This is a genomic window from Actinoplanes sp. NPDC051851, assembly GCF_040681165.1.
Taxonomy (GTDB): Bacteria; Actinomycetota; Actinomycetes; order Mycobacteriales; family Micromonosporaceae; genus Actinoplanes.
Genome location: NZ_JBFAYF010000002.1, coordinates 338,906 through 356,785 on the forward strand (window position 1 = coordinate 338,906; position 17,880 = coordinate 356,785).

At 71.8% G+C, this 17,880-nt stretch carries 17 protein-coding genes; 10 read left to right on the top strand and 7 right to left on the bottom strand.

Features of this window, described 5'->3' with window-relative positions:
• Positions 1-14: 14 nt before the first annotated feature.
• From AB0M08_RS03935 to AB0M08_RS03945, 3 genes are all read right to left on the bottom strand, one after another.
• Entirely contained in the window at positions 15-1,097 is a 1,083-nt protein-coding gene (locus AB0M08_RS03935; protein ID WP_364487931.1) for a glycosyltransferase, read from the bottom strand.
• Between the two features lie 130 nt (positions 1,098-1,227).
• Positions 1,228-2,391 (bottom strand): glycosyltransferase, encoded by a 1,164-nt coding sequence (locus AB0M08_RS03940; RefSeq protein ID WP_364487934.1) that lies wholly within the window; start codon positions 2,389-2,391, stop codon positions 1,228-1,230.
• 158 nt (positions 2,392-2,549) lie between these two features.
• Entirely contained in the window at positions 2,550-3,551 is a 1,002-nt protein-coding gene (locus AB0M08_RS03945; protein ID WP_364487937.1) for a glycosyltransferase family 4 protein, read from the bottom strand.
• Between the two features lie 82 nt (positions 3,552-3,633).
• Between AB0M08_RS03945 and AB0M08_RS03950 the strand changes: the two genes are divergently transcribed.
• Positions 3,634-5,340: an alpha-glucosidase gene (locus tag AB0M08_RS03950; protein ID WP_364487940.1), complete on the top strand. Its 1,707-nt coding sequence runs from the start codon at positions 3,634-3,636 to the stop codon at positions 5,338-5,340.
• A gap of 292 nt (positions 5,341-5,632) precedes the next feature.
• Here AB0M08_RS03950 and AB0M08_RS03955 read toward each other — a convergent pair whose 3' ends face one another.
• Positions 5,633-5,779 (bottom strand): hypothetical protein, encoded by a 147-nt coding sequence (locus AB0M08_RS03955; RefSeq protein WP_364487943.1) that lies wholly within the window; start codon positions 5,777-5,779, stop codon positions 5,633-5,635.
• Positions 5,780-5,970: 191 nt separating this feature from the next.
• On the opposite strand from AB0M08_RS03955, the gene AB0M08_RS03960 reads away from it, so the two are divergent.
• Entirely contained in the window at positions 5,971-8,055 is a 2,085-nt protein-coding gene (locus AB0M08_RS03960) for an N-acetylmuramoyl-L-alanine amidase (protein WP_364487945.1), read from the top strand.
• On the opposite strand, the gene AB0M08_RS03965 is transcribed toward AB0M08_RS03960, so the two are convergent.
• Complete coding sequence (locus AB0M08_RS03965; protein ID WP_364487948.1) at positions 8,024-9,235, bottom strand: FAD-dependent monooxygenase; 1,212 nt, start codon at positions 9,233-9,235, stop codon at positions 8,024-8,026. The two genes, AB0M08_RS03960 and AB0M08_RS03965, sit on opposite strands and share 32 nt — an antisense overlap.
• Before the next feature lie 103 nt (positions 9,236-9,338).
• On the opposite strand from AB0M08_RS03965, the gene AB0M08_RS03970 reads away from it, so the two are divergent.
• Positions 9,339-10,253 (top strand): TetR/AcrR family transcriptional regulator C-terminal domain-containing protein, encoded by a 915-nt coding sequence (locus AB0M08_RS03970; protein ID WP_364487951.1) that lies wholly within the window; start codon positions 9,339-9,341, stop codon positions 10,251-10,253.
• Here the strand turns inward: AB0M08_RS03970 and AB0M08_RS03975 are convergent.
• Positions 10,243-11,145, bottom strand: a complete 903-nt coding sequence (locus tag AB0M08_RS03975; protein ID WP_364487953.1) for an NADP-dependent oxidoreductase — start codon at positions 11,143-11,145, stop codon at positions 10,243-10,245. The two genes, AB0M08_RS03970 and AB0M08_RS03975, sit on opposite strands and share 11 nt — an antisense overlap.
• A 130-nt stretch (positions 11,146-11,275) precedes the next feature.
• Here AB0M08_RS03975 and AB0M08_RS03980 point away from each other — a divergent pair, with 130 nt between their 5' ends.
• Positions 11,276-11,833, top strand: a complete 558-nt coding sequence (locus AB0M08_RS03980) for a hypothetical protein (protein ID WP_364487955.1) — start codon at positions 11,276-11,278, stop codon at positions 11,831-11,833.
• 131 nt (positions 11,834-11,964) lie between these two features.
• Here AB0M08_RS03980 and AB0M08_RS03985 read toward each other — a convergent pair whose 3' ends face one another.
• The gene (locus tag AB0M08_RS03985; protein ID WP_364487958.1) at positions 11,965-12,543 is read right to left on the bottom strand and encodes a DUF3455 domain-containing protein; all 579 of its coding nucleotides are present in this window, start codon (positions 12,541-12,543) and stop codon (positions 11,965-11,967) included.
• A gap of 209 nt (positions 12,544-12,752) precedes the next feature.
• Here AB0M08_RS03985 and AB0M08_RS03990 point away from each other — a divergent pair, with 209 nt between their 5' ends.
• From AB0M08_RS03990 to AB0M08_RS04015, 6 genes are all read left to right on the top strand, one after another.
• The gene (locus AB0M08_RS03990; RefSeq protein WP_364487961.1) at positions 12,753-13,169 is read left to right on the top strand and encodes a PRC-barrel domain-containing protein; all 417 of its coding nucleotides are present in this window, start codon (positions 12,753-12,755) and stop codon (positions 13,167-13,169) included.
• A 146-nt stretch (positions 13,170-13,315) separates the two neighbouring features.
• A complete protein-coding gene (locus AB0M08_RS03995; RefSeq protein WP_364487964.1) occupies positions 13,316-14,218 on the top strand; it encodes a hypothetical protein in 903 nt (300 codons plus the stop codon).
• Positions 14,219-14,277: 59 nt separating this feature from the next.
• A complete protein-coding gene (locus AB0M08_RS04000; protein ID WP_364488045.1) occupies positions 14,278-15,429 on the top strand; it encodes a histidine kinase in 1,152 nt (383 codons plus the stop codon).
• Complete coding sequence (locus tag AB0M08_RS04005) at positions 15,426-16,058, top strand: response regulator transcription factor (protein WP_364487966.1); 633 nt, start codon at positions 15,426-15,428, stop codon at positions 16,056-16,058. The genes AB0M08_RS04000 and AB0M08_RS04005 overlap by 4 nt, the downstream gene beginning before the upstream one ends.
• A gap of 227 nt (positions 16,059-16,285) precedes the next feature.
• Positions 16,286-16,843 (top strand): nucleotidyltransferase family protein, encoded by a 558-nt coding sequence (locus AB0M08_RS04010; protein WP_364487969.1) that lies wholly within the window; start codon positions 16,286-16,288, stop codon positions 16,841-16,843.
• 65 nt (positions 16,844-16,908) lie between these two features.
• Entirely contained in the window at positions 16,909-17,862 is a 954-nt protein-coding gene (locus AB0M08_RS04015; RefSeq protein ID WP_364487972.1) for an XdhC family protein, read from the top strand.
• Positions 17,863-17,880 lie beyond the last annotated feature (18 nt).

The following is a 17,880-nucleotide window of genomic DNA, read 5'->3' on the forward strand; positions in this document are numbered from 1 at the left end:
GTTCACGGTTGCTGTCAACCTAGGCCGCCTGACGGTCTGGTCGCGCTGCGGTGCGCGAGGGTCCGGGCATGCTGCAAGGTGGAGAGGAGGGCGAGAGTGGATTCGGCCCCCTGGTTCAGATTAGGACCATCGACCTTCAATCCGTCATAACATCCGCCAGTCTCGGCATCACACATCACCGTTCCGGTGTCGTTGTCGCCGAGGAACCACGCGATGGCCTGGAAGAGCGGCGCGTCCCAGCGTTCGTCGCCGGTGACCGCGGCGGCCGTCGCGCAGGCGTCCGCGGTGGCCGCGGCCTCGATCGGCTGCTGGTCGTGGCGGTGCCGGGGCGCGCCGGGCTGCCAGCCGCCGACCGGGACGGTGGAGAGGTGCCCGTCGTGACCCTGCATGTCGCAGAGCCAGGCGAGCATCCGCAGCCCGTCGCCGAGCAGCGCCTCGTCGCCGAGCAGGTCACCGGCGGCGATCACCACCTCGGCGAGGGCCGGGTTCGCGTACGTCAGCTCCCGCTCCGGCCAGACCCAGAGCGGGTCCGAGCCGGGCAGGCCGATCACCGTGGCCGCGTCGCCGAGCAGTTCGGCGGCCTGCCGGTCGCGGGGATCGGCGCGCAGCACCTCGGCCGCGCCCAGCCCCGCGAACGCCATCGCCCGCGGGTAGGGTGAGCGCCGCCGTGCGCTGATCCGGAACGCCTCCAGCGCCTCGCGCCGCAGGTATCCGGCGGCGGCGCGGGCGGCGGCGGTGCCGAGCCCCCACAGGGCCCGGCCCCACCAGTCGCCCAGCGACGGCTCGTCCAGCCAGCGACGGTCGTAGCTCATCCGATTCCGGTACGCCCCGTCCGGCGCCTGCGCGTGGGTGAGGAAGGCGAGGTAGCGCTCGGCGGCGCGGAGCACCTCGGGCGCCGGCCGGGGCTCGCGGCTCGCCAGCAGCAGGCCCCGGGAGACGTCGTCCACGCAGTACCCGTGCTCGCGCCGGACGATCGCGTTGCGGGCGTGCTCCAGCAACCCGGTGTCGTCCGAGAGGCGGAGCACGTGATCCCAGCGGGGTTCCGGCACGTCGGTCAGCTGAATCGGCGGCGGAAGCAGCCGCAACGCCTGGCTCATGCCACCACTCCGCTTCGCTCCATGGCGTCATGAGCCTTTCTGGGCGCTGAGTTCGATGATGAGCTCCCTGCCGTCGCTCATGCCTGCATTCTGCTTCGGCTTACGGCCTCGCGAGTCGTGATTGGCCTGATCACGCGGTCAGGGGAGCCGCCGCGGCCAATCGAACGGGCGCGGCCTCGGCGAGCAGCCGGCCGGCCAGGGCCTGGTAGCGCGCGGCGACCGCGGGCCAGCGCAGGGTGGGCCCGCCGGCCAGCCCGGTGAGGCGGCCGGGCAGTCCCGGTTCGGCCAGCACATGCCGGATCGCGACGGCCATCGCCTCCGGATCCTGGTGCGGTACGAGCAGTCCCGGCCCGTCCGCCAGCAGCTCGACGGCGTGCGGGAACTCGGTCGCCACCACGGGCACCCCGGCGCCGACCGCCTCGATCAGCACGCCGGAGGTGACCTGCTCCGTGGAGTCGTACGGCAGCACCACCGCGTCGGCGGAGCGGATCAGCCGGGACAGCTCGGCCGGCTCCAGGTACAGATCGGACCAGCGCACCTGCCCGGTCACGCCCAGCTCCGCGGCGAGCGCCTTGAGCCCGTCCCGGTAGACGTCCCCCTGCTGCTCCAGAACCTTCGGATGGGTACGCCCGGCGACCGTGTAGAACGGGGCGGGGTCGAGGTCGTCCAGGTCGGCGAGCGCACGGATCGCCCACTCGATGCCCTTGCCCGGCCCGAGCAGCCCCCAGGTGAGCAGGTGCGGCCGGTCGTGGCCGGTCCGTGGCACCCCGGCGTGACTGCCGGCGCCGTGCGGGATCACGGTGATCTTGCGAGGGTCGACGCAGTAGTTGCCGGTCAGGCGCCGGCGGGCGGTGTCGGTCATGGTCACCACGGCGTCGGCCTCGGTGGCGATCTGTTCCAGGACCGCGCGCTGCAGGTCGTCGGGCTGGGTCAGGACGGTGTGCAGGACCACGACGGCCGGGACGGTGAGGGCGCGCAGCAGCGGCAGCACCTCGGCGCCGGCGTCGCCCGGGTAGATCCCGTACTCGTGCTGGATAATGGCCACGTCGAACCGGTTGAGCGCCTCGGCGGCGTCGCTCCAGCCACCGGCCCGGTCGGTGTGCCAGGTATGCACGACGCGCGGCGCGGCCCGGTCGAGCGCGATCCCCCCGCTGGTGTTGTCCAGGGCGAGCAGGCGGACCACCCCGGAACCCGCGGCGCCGCCGGTCAGGTGGGTCGCCAGTGCGGCATTGAATGTCGCCAAACCGCATTGAGTGGGGGGATAAGTGCTCAAAAACCCGAATGTCGCGGGCATGCCAGGGCCTTTCTCTCTCGGCCGGCTGCCTCCCCGCAGCGCGGACTGCGCGCGCGGGCCTCGTCGTACGCTCCGCGCGTGAACGGCGCAAAGGCGTTCCGGGAATAAGTCCCGATTAACGCGCAATTCACATTGCGACGTTAACAAGATCTACGTATTCAGCTGATGATTTTTCGGTAAATCGCCAGGTACTCGTCGACCATCCGTTCCGCCGAGAAGCGTTCCCGGGCACGCGCCGAGCAAACCGCGCGATCGAGTTCCCCGATCCCGTCGACGGCCGCCACCGCCGCGTCGACCGACCCGACCAGGCGCCCGGTCACGCCCTCGTCGATCACTTCCGGCATCGAGCCTTTCGCGTACGCCACCACGGGCGTCCCGCAGGCCATCGACTCCACCACGGAGAGCCCGAACGGCTCGGCGAACCGGATCGGATGCAGCAGCGCGGCGCCCGAGCCGAGGACGGCGCCCCGTTCCCCGGGCCCGACCGAACCGAGGTAGACGACGCGTTCCCCGTCGATGCGCGGTTCGATCCGTTCCTCGAAATAGGCGCGATCCTGCACGATGCCGCACATCACCAACCGCCGCCCGGCCCGTTCGGCGATCTCGATGGCGATGTCGGTCCCTTTGTCCGGATGAATCCGGCCGAAGAGGATCAGGTCGTCCCCGCCGTCCGGATGGAATGGCAACCCGCTCAGGTCCACGCCGTGGTGAATAGTCGCCAGATAGTCCAGTTCCGGCGAGCGGTCGCTGTCGGAGATGGAGACGAAGTGCGAGTCCGAACGCCGGTACGCCGGCACGATGTGCGGCCCGGAGAAACCGTGCACGGTGGTCAGCATCGGTGCGCGGCAGTGCGCGGAGAAGGCGAGCGGCAGCCAGTCCAGGTGGTTGTGCACCAGGTCGAATTCGTGCGAGCGGGCCAGTGCGTGGCTGACGTGCAGGGCCTCCCAGACCCGGCCGTCGATCGCGTCGGTCTCCTCGTACCCGGTCGCCGCGACGCCTTCCAGGGTGGCCGCGGTGACCGAGTCCAGGGTGGCGAAGAGCGTGACGTCGACGCCGCGCGCGACCAGCCCCTCGGCGAGCAGGCCGGTGATCAGCTCCCACGGCCCGTAGTGCCGGGGTGGCGTGCGCCAGGCGATCGGCCCCAGCAGCGCCACCCTCATGACAAAAGCCATATAAAGGTAATAACCACGTGGATAGTATGCCCGCCGGTTACCGGACGCGTTCTCGTGTTAGAGAAGACCAGTGACGGATTCATGGTGGAAGAAAGCGGTCGTCTACCAGATCTACCCGCGCAGCTTCGCGGACTCCGACGGCGACGGCATGGGCGACCTGCGCGGTGTCATCGACCATCTGGACCATCTCGCCGAACTCGGCGTCGACGTCCTCTGGTTCTCGCCGATCTATCCGTCCCCGCAGGACGACAACGGCTACGACATCAGTGACTACCAGGACATCGAGCCGATGTTCGGCAGCCTCGAGGTCTTCGACGAACTGCTCGCCGGGGTGCACGCCCGGGGCATGAAGCTGATCATGGACCTGGTGGTGAACCACAGCTCCGACGAGCACCCGTGGTTCGCCGAGAGCCGGTCCTCGAAGGACAACCCGAAGCGCGACTGGTACTGGTGGCGCCCGGCCCGCGCGGGGATGGCGCCGGGCACCCCGGGCGCCGAGCCGAACAACTGGGGCTCCGTCTTCGGCGGGCCGTCCTGGGAGTACGACGAGAAGACCGGCGAGTACTACCTGCACCTGTTCTCGACGAAGCAGCCCGACCTCAACTGGGAGAACCCGGAGGTCCGCGAGGCGGTCTACGCCATGATGCGCTGGTGGCTGGACCGGGGCGTGGACGGCTTCCGGATGGACGTCATCAACATGATCTCCAAGGACGTCACGCTGCCCGACGGCCGTCTCCCCGTCGGGGCGGCGTACGCGGACGGCTCGGCGAGCTTCGTCGGCGGCCCGCGCCTGCACGAGTTCCTCCGCGAGATGCACGCGGCCGTCTTCGCGGGGCGCGAGGGGCTGCTGACCGTCGGCGAGATGCCCGGCGTCACCATCGACGAGGCCAAGGTCCACACCGACCCGGCCAACCACGAGGTCGACATGGTCTTCCAGTTCGACCACGTCTGGGTCGACCGGGGGCCCGACCCGTGGCTGCTCGTCCCGCTGAAGCTGACCGACCTCAAGGCGATCCTCGGCCGCTGGCAGGCCGGCCTCGCCACCGAGGGCTGGAACAGCCTGTACTGGAACAACCACGACCAGCCGCGCGTCGTCTCCCGCTACGGCGACGACAGCCCCGAACACCGGGTCGCCTCGGCCACCATGCTCGGCACCGTGCTCCACCTGCACCGCGGTACGCCCTACGTCTACCAGGGCGAAGAGCTCGGGATGACCAACTACCCGTTCCGCGGCATCGAGGACTTCCGCGACATCGAGGCGCTCGGTCAGTACCACCAGGCGCTCTCCCTCGAGGGCCGCAACCCCGAGGAGGTCCTCACCGTCCTGCGGGCCCGGGGCCGCGACAACGCCCGCACCCCGATGCAGTGGGACGACTCCCCGCAGGCCGGCTTCACCACCGGCACCCCGTGGCTGGCCGTCAACCCCAACTACCCGCAGATCAACGCCGCATCCCAGCGCGCCGACCCCACCTCGGTCTTCCACTACTACCGCCGCCTGATCGAGCTCCGCCACTGCGAGCCCACCGTCGTCACCGGCGACTTCACCATGCTGCTCCCCACCGACGAGCGCATCTACGCCTTCACCCGCCGCCTGAACAAGACCGAGCTCCTGGTCCTCGCCAACTTCACCCCCCACCCGGTCCGCGCCGAGATCCCCGACGCCCCTTCCTGGTCCAACGCCGACCTCCTGCTGACCAACCTCCCCACCCCTTCCCCCTCCCCCGACCCCCTGCTACTGGCCCCTTGGCAAGCGGTGGTCTACCGCCGCCAAGAGTGACCGGCCCGGTCTACAAGAGTGACCGGCCCGGTCTATTCGCCTGCCCCACCACTCGGCCCGGCCCGCGTAACGCGCTCCCCGAGGCCGAACACCGCGCGGCAGCCAGACCGGCTACCGAAAGGTGAGGTCCCAGCTCAGCCATGCACCCAGCCGTGCTGAACCCATCGCCGGGCGTGACAGGAAACCATGCAAGGCCGGGGCGGTGGGTGGGCACGCAGGGCATAAATGTTCCACCGCCCTGCAGGCCCACCCACCGCCCCGACCGTCCCAGGTTGACCAAACCCCCGGTGCCCTATGCCGTGATCGTGTCCCAGGAGTAGGCGAGCAGGGCGAAGGCCGCGCCGAGCAGGGCCAGGCTGATGCCGCGGGTGGTGACCGGGAGGGCGGCGATCACGAGCAGGATCACCGCGATGATGTAGAAGACGCCCTGGATGGACATGGATGCTCCTCTGTGCCGTGGGGGTGGGGCGGCGAGGCTGTACCCGGTGGCGGTGTGGCGGTAAACCCCGGAAGTGCCGAGGTTTTTTCGCAGAAAAGCGCCACATGTCGCTTCTGGCGGGGGCAAGGTGGGCGATGGCCGCCGCGAATGTGAACACGAGACCTGAGGCCCGGTGGCCGGGGAGCTCTCACATGCGCCGGAAACGTGCTGCCGCACGCCTTGGTACCGCCCTGGTCGCCGTGACGCCGGCGGTGGTTCTCGCGCTGGCCGGGTTGTCGCCGCGGTGGGAGAGCAGGGCGCCGGTGTGGCGGGTGCCCGCGGTGGACGGGCCGCTGCTGCAGACGTTCGCGCTGACGTCGCGTGCGCCGGCCGTCGACGGCATGAGCCTGGTGGCGGCGTGGGTGGGGCGGACGGCCTCGCTGGCTCCGCGGGAGACCGCGCCGTTCAGCATGGTCGGGGTGACCTGGACCGATCCGCGGGCGGTGGTGGACGGGGCCGTCGAGGTGCGTACCCGCAGCGGTGGGCGGTGGACCTCCTGGCAGGCGCTGGAGGCGGACGAGCCGGACGCCGCGCGGGCGCCGGGCGACCGGGGTGCGAGTGATCCGCTCTGGGTGGGCCCGTCGGACGCCGTGCAGGCACGGGTCGTGGGCGCGGCGGGGGAGCGGGCCCTGCCGGGCGGGCTGCGGGTCGATCTGATCAATCCGGAGGCGCGGGTGGTCGAACCGGCCGCCTTCGCCGAGCCGCCCGATGGCGATCGGGAGGAGAAGACCCCGGCCATTCCGGTACGACCGGTGCCGAGTATGCAGACGCGGGCCGGGTGGCGGGCCGACGAGGCCATCGTCAAGGGGAAGCCGGTGTACACCGGGCCGGTGCAGGTGTTCTTCGTGCACCACACCGCGGGGACGAACCGGTACACGTGCGGGCAGTCCGCGAGCATCGTGCGGGGGATCGAGGCGTACCAGGTGAAGAGCCGTGGGTGGGACGACATCGGCTACAACTTCCTGGTCGACAAGTGCGGCACGGTCTTCGAGGGGCGCAAGGGCGGCGTGCACCGGTCGGTGAAGGGGGCGCACACGCTCGGCTTCAACGACGACGCCAGCGCGGTCGCGGTGCTCGGGGACTACCGGACCGCGACGCTGACACCGGCGGCCCGCTGGTCGGTGGCGCAGCTGGCGGCGTACAAGCTCGGCGCGGCCGGGAACACGCCCGCCGGGAAGGTCACGCTGGTCTCCGGGGGTGGCCCGAAGTTCTCGGCCGGGAAACGGGTCACGCTGTACCGGATTTCCGGGCACCGGGACGCCGGGGCGACCGAGTGCCCGGGCAACGCGCTCTACGCCCAGCTGCCGGCGATCCGGGCGCTGGCCGGGGCGGCACCGGCGGGGCTGCGGTTCGAGCGGTTGGGCGGGGCGAGCGCGTACGCCGGGCAGTACTACACCAAGGGCGCCGTGCAGGCGCTCTGGGACCTGACCACGCCGAGTCGCATGATCAACCGGTTCGACGTCTTCGTGGACGGGAAGTACACCGGTGCGGTGGCGAACGGGTACCGCCTCAGCAGGCTCAGCCTGCCGGCCGGCGAGCACACGATCGCGGTCCGGGCGCTGCACCTCTCCGGGCGTACCGCCACGATCAGCGCGCGGCTGGTCGCCGACCCGGTGCCGCCGTCCTTCGCCGTGCTGCCGCAGGTGGCGCTCACGGCGGGGACGGTGGGCGGCACCGCGCCGATCCGGCTCACCTGGGAGGCGAAGGACCCGTCCGGGTTGCGGGCCGTCTCGGTCACCGGGCCGAGCACCGCGGATCTGACCGCGGCGGCCCGGGACATGCCCGGCACGGCCACGGTCAGCCGGGCGAACAGCTGGACGGTGCTCGTCGCCGACCACGCCGGGAACCTGCGCAGCGCGGAGGTCACCCGTACGCCGGACGTGCTGACCGAGACGATGGCGAAGCGCTCCGGCACGTGGCGGACGCTGGTGGACCGGAACCACCTGGACCGCTCGGCCTTCCTGGCGACCGGCGCCAGCGCGTCGCTCTCCTGGACGTTCACCGGGCGCTCCGCGGGCCTGATCGTCGGCCGTACGCCGGAGTCCGGGCGGATCAAGGTCTTCCTGGACGGCGCGTTCCAGGGCTACGCCGACCTCCGCTCGCCGACCACGAAGTACCGGCAGATCGTCTGGACCCGGCAGTTCCCCTCGACCGGTGAGCACACCGTGAAGATCCAGGTGGAGGGGACCGCGCAGCGGCCGGGTGTCATCGTGGACGGGCTTGCATACCTGCACTGACCAGCGCGTTCTCGGTCAGGGTGATGGCGTCGGCCTTGCCGAACTGCTTCGCCAGCAGGCCGCGCATCGGCCAGCGGGTGCTCAGCGTGGTGGAGAGCGCCCGGGCCCGGATGAGCAGCCGGCCCTGCGGGGCGAACATGGTCATCCCGCCCGGCGGCAGCTGCAGCCCGTCGGCGACGTAGTCGGCCATCGTCTCCTGGTACGCGGCGAAGGCCCGCTCCGGGTCGGCGCCGGTGGCCAGTTCGCCGGCGAGGACGTACGCGCCGACCAGGCTCATGCTGGTGCCGAGCCCGGCCAGCGGGGAGCCGCAGTACCCGGCGTCGCCGAGCAGCGCCACCCGGCCCCGCCACCAGCGCTTCACGTGCACCTGGTTGATCGAGTCGAAGTAGAAGTCCGGCGAACCCGGCATCTGGGCGACCAACTCCGGCACCCGCCACCGGCAGCCGGCCATCCGCTCGGTGGTCAGCCGTACCGCCTCCTCGGGGGAGAGGCGCTCGTAGTCGGCGGTGGGGTGGGTGAAGGAGAGGTGGGCCTTGGCGGTGCCGCCGCGCTCCGGGCGGATCCCGGCGACCCGGCCGCCGGGCTCGTTGTACATCAGGTACCAGTTGTCCAGGTCGCCCGGATCGGTGATGGTGAAGTACGCCGTGTACGCGCCGAGGTAGCGGACGTAGTCGTCGTCCGGCCCGAACGCCAGCCCGCGGACCCCGGAGTGCACGCCGTCGGCGCCGATCACGACGTCGTACCGCCCGGTGGTCCCGCTCGCGAACGTCACGTCGACGCCGTCCGGGCCGTCGGCCAGCGCGGTGATCCGGTCGCCGTACCGATAGTCGGCGGCGTCCCGGGTCGCGTCCAGCAGGATCCCGGCCAGGTCGCCCCGGGTGATCTCGATCTCGGCGACGATGCCCTCGCCGCCGAACGCGTCGGCGGGCATGGCGGCCATGGTGCGGTCCCGGTGGTCGACCATCTTCCAGCCGCGCTCGTCGACCTGCCGTACGCGGATCGCCTCGCGCAGGCCCATCCATTCGACGACCGTGCGGGCGGCGCCCCGGACGTCGACCGCGTGCCCGCCCGGGCGCGGCGCCCGGGCCTTCTCCACCACGGTCACGTCGGCGCCGGCCCGGTGCAGCCAGAAGGCCAGCGCCGGACCGGCGATGCTGGCACCGGAAATCAGAACTCGCATCTCTCGACTCCCCCTGCGTACTGTGTACATCGATGTACTACACGCTAGGGCCGCTGGCCGGAATCGGGCAAAGCGCACTAGTACGGGAGGGGTGGTGTACTAGGTGACCGAGGCGGCGTACCGGCGGATCGTGGCGGAGATCCGGCGCCGGATCGAGGCGGGTGAGCTGAGGCCCGGCGAGCGGGTGCCGTCGGCGCGGGCGATCACCCGGGAGTGGGGCGTGGCGATCGCGACGGCCACCAAGGCGCACGCGGTGCTGCGCGACGAGGGGCTGACCACGGCCCGCCCCGGCGTCGGCACGGTGGTGGCCGGGGCCGCCCCGCCCCGCGACGCCGACCTGGACCGGGACCGGATCGTGGCGGCCGCGATCGCGATCGCCGACCGGGACGGGATGGCCGAGCTCTCCATGCGCCGGATCGCCGCCGACCTGGGCGTGGCCACCATGTCGCTCTACCGCCACGTGCCGGGCCGGGACGAACTGGTGCTCGCGATGATCGACGCGGCGCTGGGCGGGCTGCGGGTGCCGCCCCGGTACCTCGGCGACTGGCGGGCCGACCTCGCGGTCTGCTGCCGGGCGATGTGGGAGGTCTTTCAGCGGCACCCCTGGCTGGCCTCGTCCATGTCACTGACCCGCCCGCAGATGGTGCCGAACGCGCTGCGCCTCGGCGAGTGGCTGATGGGCTCGCTGAACGGCACCGGCCTGGACGTCTTCCACCGGATGCTGGTCGAGGTCCTGCTCTTCACGTTCGTCCGCGGGGTGGCCAGCGGGCTGGAGCCGGAGGCCGAGGCCCGGCGGGACAGCGGCCTCACCGACGACGAGTGGATGGACTCCCAGGAGGAGGCCTTCCGGCAGGTCGCCACGACGATCAACGCGCCGCACTTCGCGCAGCTGGCCGCCGCCCACGAGTTCGAGTTCGACCTCGACGTGCTCTTCGAGTTCGGCCTGGCCCGGCTCCTGGACGGCATCGGCGCGCTGATCGGGCCCGCTGTTCCGCCGATCGGGCCCGCTACAGGATGAGGACCACCTTGCCGGGCCCGCGGCGGGACTCGACCAGCTCGTGGGCGGCCACCACCTCGGCGACCGGGAACGTGCGGACCGGCAGGGCCACCTCGCCCCGGGCGGCGAGCGCGACCACCTCGGCGAGACGCGCGGGGGAGCGTGCCGCGCGGACCACCCGGGCGCCGTGCTCGGCCGCGGACCGGTCGTCGACGATCGTGCCGATCCGGTCGCCCGGGATCCCCAGAGCCACGGACTGTGCGATCGAGACGCCTCCGGCGGCGTCCAGGGCGACGGTCGGTTCATGACCGGTTTCGCGTACGGCGGAGACCAGCCCCTCGCCGTACGCCACCGGTACGGCACCCAGCCCCCGCAGGTAGTCGTGGTTCTCCGGGCGGGCCGTCCCGATCACGGTCGCCCCGGCACGACGGGCCAGCTGGACCGCGATCGTGCCGACGCTGCCTGCCGCACCGTGCACGAGCAGCACGTCACCGTCGCCCACGCCCAGCTCCAGCAGCGCGCCGGACGCCGTCTGGGCGGCCGCCACCAGGGCCGCCGCCGCCGGGAAGTCCAGCTCGGCGGGCTTGGCGACCACGTTCTCGGCGGGCGCCACGAGCAGCTCGCAGTTGCCGGTGAACAGGGCCGACCCGAGCACCTCGTCACCCGGAGTGAGACCGGTCACCCCCGCGCCGAGCGCCTCGACCACCCCCGCGTACTCCTGACCGATCGTCTGGCCCGGGAACTCCGCCTTCGCCCAGGACATCCGGCCGCTCCGGTACCCGGTGTCGAACGGCTGCACCCCGGCCGCCCGCACCCGGACCAGCACCTCACCGGGCCCGGGCACCGGATCGGGGAGGTCCGCGAGGTGCAGCACGGCCGGTGGTCCGTATCCATCGAACACCACAGCTCTCATGGGAGGAGTCTGCGATCTCAAGTGCGGTTGAGGTCAAGGGCCGGGGTCGTACCCGGAAAGGGAGGAACCGAGGGTGAGTGAAGGCGGTGGGGTGACAGACCGCCTGAGGCCGGGCCGATACGGTTAGCGGGTGTCTCAGATCCCGTGGTGGGGACTGCCCCTCGTGGCCGCTGTGTTCGCGCTGGCCGGGGCCGCGGCGGTACACCTGGCCACCGCCCGCGGCAATGACCTGATCAGCCGCCGTCGCCGGACGCGGCGGTGGTACGAGGAGCGGAAGACGGCCTACGTCCAGTTGCTCACCGGGTTCGAGCGGGCCACCCATCGGCTCCGTACCGCCTACGAGGCGGGGGAGAAGACGCCGAGCGCGCTCACCTACGTCGACGAGATCGGGCCGGCGCTGATGCCGGTGCGGCTGCTCGCCTCCGGCCCGGTCCGGAGCGCGGCGCTCGCGGTGCATCTGCAACTGGAGCGGCTGCACGGGCAGATGAACCCGGCCGGGGTCCCGGGCGTACGGCCGGAGACGCACTTCCGGGAGCTGATCGCGCAGGTGCCGCTGGTGATGCAGCAGCTGGAGGCGGCGATCCGGGAGGAGCTCGGCATCGTCGACACCCCTCCGGCGCCGATGCACACCACGAACGGGCGCGGGTGGAAACCGGCGCGCCGGACCTCGGACTCCGAAGCCCACTGAGCCTCGGACTCCGAAGCCCGGTCAGGAGAAGCGCGGCCGGCTCGGACACCCCTGCCAGCCGACCGCGACCTCATCTTTCCGGTTCAGAATCCATCCGGTTCAGAATCCATCCGGCTAAGAATCCATCCGGCTCAGACGGCCGGGTCGTCCCAGAAGACGTAGACGGCCTTGTACGGAACGGCTACGGTCTGGCCGGCGGTGCAGGTGCTGGTCGGCGCGACGCCGCCCGAGGTGGCCAGCCGGTTGATCCAGTCGGCGCGGGACAGGATGCCCTTGCCGGTGTGGCTGGTCACCTGGAGCAGCAGCTCCGGGATGGTGCCGGTCTTCGCCGCCGTCGCGGTCTTCGTCGCGGTCACCAGCGAGCCGTCCCGGGTGGACTGCCAGCTGGGCCCGGCGAAGTGGTGCAACCGGCCGGCGGCGCCGGCCAGCTGAGCCTCGGGAACCGAGGCGCCCGTGTACGCACCGGTCGTGCTGCCGTCCGGAACCACGCAGGTGTAGGTCTGCGTGCCGGAGACGACGCTGAACGTGCCGATCGGGCGGGAACCCGCCGGCGCCTTGATCGCGTCGGCGATCGCGGGGACCGGGACGGCACGGGTCTCGGCATTGGTGGCCGCCGAGGCCTGGAACGTCACGGTGCCGATGGCGCCGACCACGGCGACCATGCCGGCCGTGATGAGCGCGCGCTTACGGGCTCGGGTCGTACGGAACATTGAGGATCCCCCCTGGGATGTGTCGGTGGGCGTTCCGCTCACCAACAACGATTCACGGGGTGTCCGTGTTCACGGATGTAGATCAATTGCATGTCCGCCCTTGTGGACACCGAGGTTGGCCGTTCCGTCTAATCCGAACGGTTAACGTCGGCCGGGGTGGGTACGTCAAGGAGCAGCGGCAAACGAATACCGAGTATGAGGAGGCCGTGATGCAACCTACGCCGTTCACCCCGTGGTCCTGGCGCGATCCGGAGACCCTCACCCGTGGCTACGAGCCGGTCGAGGGCGAACTCGTGGACGAGGCCGGCCGTTCCGGCGTCGACCTGGTCGGCTACAAGGTCGAGGCGACCGACGGTCACATCGGTGCGATCGACAAGGCCACGTACGACGTCGGCACCGCCCACCTGGTCGTCGACACCGGCCCGTGGATCTTCGGCCGTAAGGTCCTGCTCCCGGCCGGCGTGGTGCAGAACGTGGACCACGGCGAGCGCAAGGTCTACGTGGACCGCACGAAGGACCAGATCAAGGACTCCCCGGAGTACGACAAGGAGACCTTCGAGACGTCGGCGTACCGCGACCAGGTCGGCGACTACTACACCGGCAGCTACCGGGACTACCCGCAGTAGTCCGCTCGCCGCAGCGACACACGCCCCGCCCGGTCCATCCGGGCGGGGCGTTCTCCTACCCGGGTAGGAGAACGGGTCCGACCATCGGCCGCGGGTCGGGCTCGTGGGCGGACGCATCGATCTCCGTACGCCGCGACGCTGCGAATATGACGACGATCGAGGTGTTCGCGGGGCCTGGGCGATGGCATCGGCCGCTGGTGGGGTTCGCCGTGGCGGCCGCGGTGGTGGCGATCGTGGCGGTGGGCGGGCTGCTCCTGGACGGGCGGGTACTCACCGGGGTGCCGATCTGGCTGAAGCCGTTCAAGTTCGCGGTGTCGTTCAGCGTCTACGGGCTGACGCTGGCCTGGATGCTCACGATGCTGCCGCGCCGCAGCCGGGCGGCGGGATGGGCCGCGACCGTGCTGGTCGGGGTGTCGGTGATCGAGCTGGCGATCATCGTGATCCAGGTGGTTCGGGGTACGACCAGCCACTACAACGAGACCACGCCGCTGAACGCCGCGCTCTGGTCGGCGATGGGCTCGTCGATCATGGTGCTCTTCGTGGCCCAGCTGGTGATCGCGGTGGTCGCGCTGATCCAGCGGATCCCGGACCGGGCGATGGCCTGGGCGATCCGGCTCGGGCTGCTGCTCTCGCTGCTCGGGATGGCGGTGGCCTTCCCGATGGTGCGGCAGACGACCGGGATCGAGGGCGTCACCGGCGCGCACAGCGTGGGCGTCCCCGACGGCGGGCCCGGGATGCCGCTGACCGGCTGGAGCACGGCCGGTGGTGATCTGCGGATCGGTCACTTCGTGGGATTGCACGCTTTACAAGCCCTGCCCCTTCTCGCGTACGCGTTGCGCCGAGTGGGTGAGCGCTCCCGGTTCGGCCTGGTGCTCGTGGGTGGGGTGGCGTACGGCGTACTGGAACTGCTGTTGACCTGGCAGGCGCTCCGGGCACAACCACTGCTGCGACCGGACGGGATCACCCTGATCGCGCTGGCGGCACTGGTCGCCGGAACCGCCGCCGGTGTCGCGGCGGTCCTCGCGAGGGGTCGGCGGGCCCTACCCTGATGCGCATGCCCCCGATGCGCCCGGCCCTGACGCGCCCGGCCCCGACGCGCCTGCCCTTGATGCGCATGGTCGGGCTCCTCAATGTGCGGGACACCCTCACCCGCGCGGTGCTGCTCGACCTCAGTGGCCTGGGCTACCTCGCGGTCCGGCAGCACACCGGCCCGCAGCCGACCGCGGTCCAGCTGAGCCTCGCGGGTGCCGCGTTCCTGGCCCTGCTGCTGCTGAACCGTCGGCAACCGATCAGCCTGCTGGTCCAGATCGGACTCTTCGTGGCCGCGCTGGTGACCGTGGACGATCCTGTGATCAACCAGGTCGGCACCGCCTGGGCGCTCGCCGAGCTGACCCTCTGGGCGCCCCGGGCCCGCTGGACCTGGGCCGCTGCCGGCCTGGTCGCGGCGGTCTACCTGATCGCCGAGCGGCCGTCCACCGAGGGCCGGATGCTGGAGTCGGTGGTCGGGCTGGCGGTGAACCTGGGCCTGCCGATCCTGCTCGGCACGGTCGTCCGCACCACTCACGAGCTGGGGATCCAGGCCGAGCGACGGGCACTCTCGGAGCAGCGCGCGGCGCGGGCCGACGAGCGCGGCGCGATCGCCCGGGAGCTGCACGACGTGGTCGCCCACCACGTCGCCTCGATGGTCCTGCGGGTCGGGGTGGCCCGGCACGTCCTGCCCGACCTGGATCCGCGGGCCACCGAGATCTTCGACGACGTGCACCGGACCGGCACCGCGGCGCTCGCCGACCTTCGGCGTCTGGTGACCGTTCTGCGCGATCCGGAGGGCGCTCGCGGTGACGCCGCTCTGACCGCGATCGACCCCGCCGCCCTGCCCGCGGCGCTGGACGGCGCGGTGGAGAACGCGCGCCGGGCCGGGGTCCTGGTCGAGGCCGACGTCGACCCGGCGATCGGCGGCGTGGACGCGGTCCGGGGCCTCGCGGTGCTCCGCTTGACACAGGAGGCGCTGACGAACGTGGCCAAGCACGCCGGAGCCGGTGCGCGGGCCCAGCTGCGGGTGTCCATGTCCGATACAGATCTGGAGTGGACGGTGACCGATGACGGCGGGACGACACCACCGGACACGGTTCCGGGCGGCGGTCACGGCCTGATCGGCATGCGCGAGCGCGTCACCCTCCTGGGCGGCACCCTCACGGCCGGCCCGTCCGGCGGCGGCTGGCGGGTGCACACGGTTCTTCCCGCTCTGGGGGTGGCGACGTGATCCGTGTCCTGCTCGTCGACGATCAGCAGCTGATCCGGGCCGGGCTGCGGATGCTGCTCGACGCCGAGGACGGCATGACGGTCGTCGGCGAGGCCGGCGACGGGCGCGCCGCCGTCGAGCAGGCCGCCCGCCTGGTCCCCGACGTGATCGTGATGGACCTGCGGATGCCCGGCGTCGACGGCATCACCGCGACCAGCCGGATCACGGCGCAGCGCCCGGCCGCCCGGATCCTGGTGCTGACCACGTTCGGCGACGACGACCATCTGTACCCGGCGCTGCAGGCCGGGGCGTGCGGCTTCCTGCTCAAGGACGCCCCACCGGCCGAGCTGCTGGCCGGCATCCGGCAGGCCGCGTCCGGCGAGAGCCCGTTCAGCCAGGAGGTGCTGCGGCGCCTGGTCCGGCGCGCGGTGGACGCCCGCCCTGAGCCCCCGCACCGCGTCGAGGGCCTCACCACTCGCGAACAGGACGTCCTCGACCTGGTCGGCGAGGGCCTGACCAACGCGGAGATCGCCGACCGCCTGCACATCGGCGTGACCACGGTGAAGACCCACATCACCGCCCTGATGACCAAGACCGCCAGCCCCAACCGGGTCCGCCTGGCCCTGGCCGCCCACCGCCCCCACGACTGACCCCCACGGTCCCGGCAGCCCCACCCAGCAGGTCCCGAAGGCCCCCGGCCCCACCCGGCGGGGTATTTGGCGAGCCCCAGCCCGGCCGGTGACGAGCGCACGACGAGGACTCGGGATCAACCACGCCCGGGGCGACGGGCGACGGGCGTGGCGGTGGCGGTGGCGGGTGGGAAGTGGAAACAAACGGGGAGTGGGAGACGGCAACATAGGGTGGCTACGCTCGGCGGATGATGACGGCGGGGCTGGTGCTGGCGGCCGGGGAAGGGCGCCGTTACGGGATGCCGAAGGCGCTGGTCCGGCATCGCGGGAAGCTGCTCGTGGAGCACGCGGTGGAGACGCTGCGGCTGGGTGGTGTGGCCGACGGTGTGGTGGTTCTCGGTGCGGCGGCGGAGCGGGTTCGTGCGGCGGCGCCGGGGCTGGCCGGGACCGTGGTCAACCCCGGCTGGAGCAGCGGCATGGGGTCCTCGTTGCGGGCCGGGCTGGCCGCGCTGGAGGGTACCGGTGCGCAGGCCGCCGTCGTGCTGCTGGTGGACATGCCGGGTGTCACGCCCGAGGCGGTACGCCGGATCGCCGGCCACGCGAGCCCGGACGCCCTGGTGATGGGTGGCTACGGGGAGCGCCGGGGCCACCCGGTGCTGCTCGGCCGGGAGCACTGGGCCGGGGTGGCCGCCACCGCGACCGGGGACCGGGGTGCACGGGACTACCTGCGCGCCCACGACGTGCTGGTGGTGCCGGTCGGGGACGTCGCGGACGACACTGACATGGATGTGCCCGCCGATGCGTGACGTGCCGGTCGGGGACGTCGCGGACGACGCTGACGCGGACGACACTGACATGGATGTGGCCGTCGATGCGTGACGTGCTGCCCGGGCTGCTGCGCTGGTGGCGGGCGGGGGAGCCGGCAGGGCTGGCGATCGTGACGGCGACCTGGTCGAGCGCGCCCCGGCAGGTCGGCGCGGCGATGGCGGTGGGGCCGGACGGCGCGGCGATCGGCAGTGTCTCGGGCGGGTGTGTGGAGGCCGCCGTCTACGACCTGTGCGAGGAGGTGCGCCGGACCGGGAGGGCCCGTACGGCGAGCTTCGGGGTGAGTGACGACGAGGCGTTCGGGGTGGGACTGCCCTGCGGCGGCACCGTCGAGCTGATGATCGGCCGGGTGGACCGGGACTCGTTCCCGGAGTTGCCCGAGCTGATGACCGCGATCGAAAGCGGAGAGCCGATCACACTGAACGCCCATGAAGGCAGATATACGATAAAAGGCGAAAAAGGCCTAGAAATCCCTTTCATGCCCCCACCCCGCATGATCGTGTTCGGCGCCACCGACCATGCCGCGGCGATCGCCCGGATGGGGAAGTTCCTCGGCTACCGGGTGACCGTCTGTGACGCCCGCCCGGTCTTCGCGACCGCGGCGCGCTTCCCCGAGGCGGACGAGGTGGTGGTCGACTGGCCGCACCGCTATCTGAGCAGCGTCGAGGTCGACGAGCGGACCGTGATCTGTGTGCTCACCCACGACGCGAAGTTCGACGTGCCGGTGCTGGAGCGGGCGCTGCGCCTGCCGGTCGGCTACGTCGGCGCGATGGGGTCGCGGCGCACCCACGAGGACCGGCTGGACCGGCTGCGGGCGGCCGGACTGACCGAGGCGGAGCTGGCCCGGCTCTGCTCGCCGATCGGGCTGGACCTCGGTGCGCGGACGCCCGAGGAGACCGCGGTGAGCATCGCCGCGGAGATCGTCGCGCTGCGGCACGGCGGCACCGGGAACCGGCTGCGGGAGACCTCCGGCCCGGTACACCGCGTCACCGTACGGTAGCTCAGAAAATTCTTTGAT

What these genes read in the sequence shown, in the direction of transcription:
- AB0M08_RS03935 (WP_364487931.1), bottom strand. Translation starts at nt 1,097, where the DNA reads ATGAGCCAGGCGTTGCGGCTGCTTCCGCCGCCGATTCAGCTGACCGAC.
- AB0M08_RS03940 (WP_364487934.1), bottom strand. Translation starts at nt 2,391, where the DNA reads ATGCCCGCGACATTCGGGTTTTTGAGCACTTATCCCCCCACTCAATGC.
- AB0M08_RS03945 (WP_364487937.1), bottom strand. Translation starts at nt 3,551, where the DNA reads ATGAGGGTGGCGCTGCTGGGGCCGATCGCCTGGCGCACGCCACCCCGG.
- AB0M08_RS03955 (WP_364487943.1), bottom strand. Translation starts at nt 5,779, where the DNA reads ATGTCCATCCAGGGCGTCTTCTACATCATCGCGGTGATCCTGCTCGTG.
- AB0M08_RS03960 (WP_364487945.1), top strand. Translation starts at nt 5,971, where the DNA reads ATGCGCCGGAAACGTGCTGCCGCACGCCTTGGTACCGCCCTGGTCGCC.
- AB0M08_RS03965 (WP_364487948.1), bottom strand. Translation starts at nt 9,235, where the DNA reads ATGCGAGTTCTGATTTCCGGTGCCAGCATCGCCGGTCCGGCGCTGGCC.
- AB0M08_RS03975 (WP_364487953.1), bottom strand. Translation starts at nt 11,145, where the DNA reads ATGAGAGCTGTGGTGTTCGATGGATACGGACCACCGGCCGTGCTGCAC.
- AB0M08_RS03985 (WP_364487958.1), bottom strand. Translation starts at nt 12,543, where the DNA reads ATGTTCCGTACGACCCGAGCCCGTAAGCGCGCGCTCATCACGGCCGGC.
- AB0M08_RS03990 (WP_364487961.1), top strand. Translation starts at nt 12,753, where the DNA reads ATGCAACCTACGCCGTTCACCCCGTGGTCCTGGCGCGATCCGGAGACC.
- AB0M08_RS03995 (WP_364487964.1), top strand. Translation starts at nt 13,316, where the DNA reads ATGACGACGATCGAGGTGTTCGCGGGGCCTGGGCGATGGCATCGGCCG.
- AB0M08_RS04000 (WP_364488045.1), top strand. Translation starts at nt 14,278, where the DNA reads ATGCGCATGGTCGGGCTCCTCAATGTGCGGGACACCCTCACCCGCGCG.
- AB0M08_RS04010 (WP_364487969.1), top strand. Translation starts at nt 16,286, where the DNA reads ATGATGACGGCGGGGCTGGTGCTGGCGGCCGGGGAAGGGCGCCGTTAC.
- AB0M08_RS04015 (WP_364487972.1), top strand. Translation starts at nt 16,909, where the DNA reads ATGCGTGACGTGCTGCCCGGGCTGCTGCGCTGGTGGCGGGCGGGGGAG.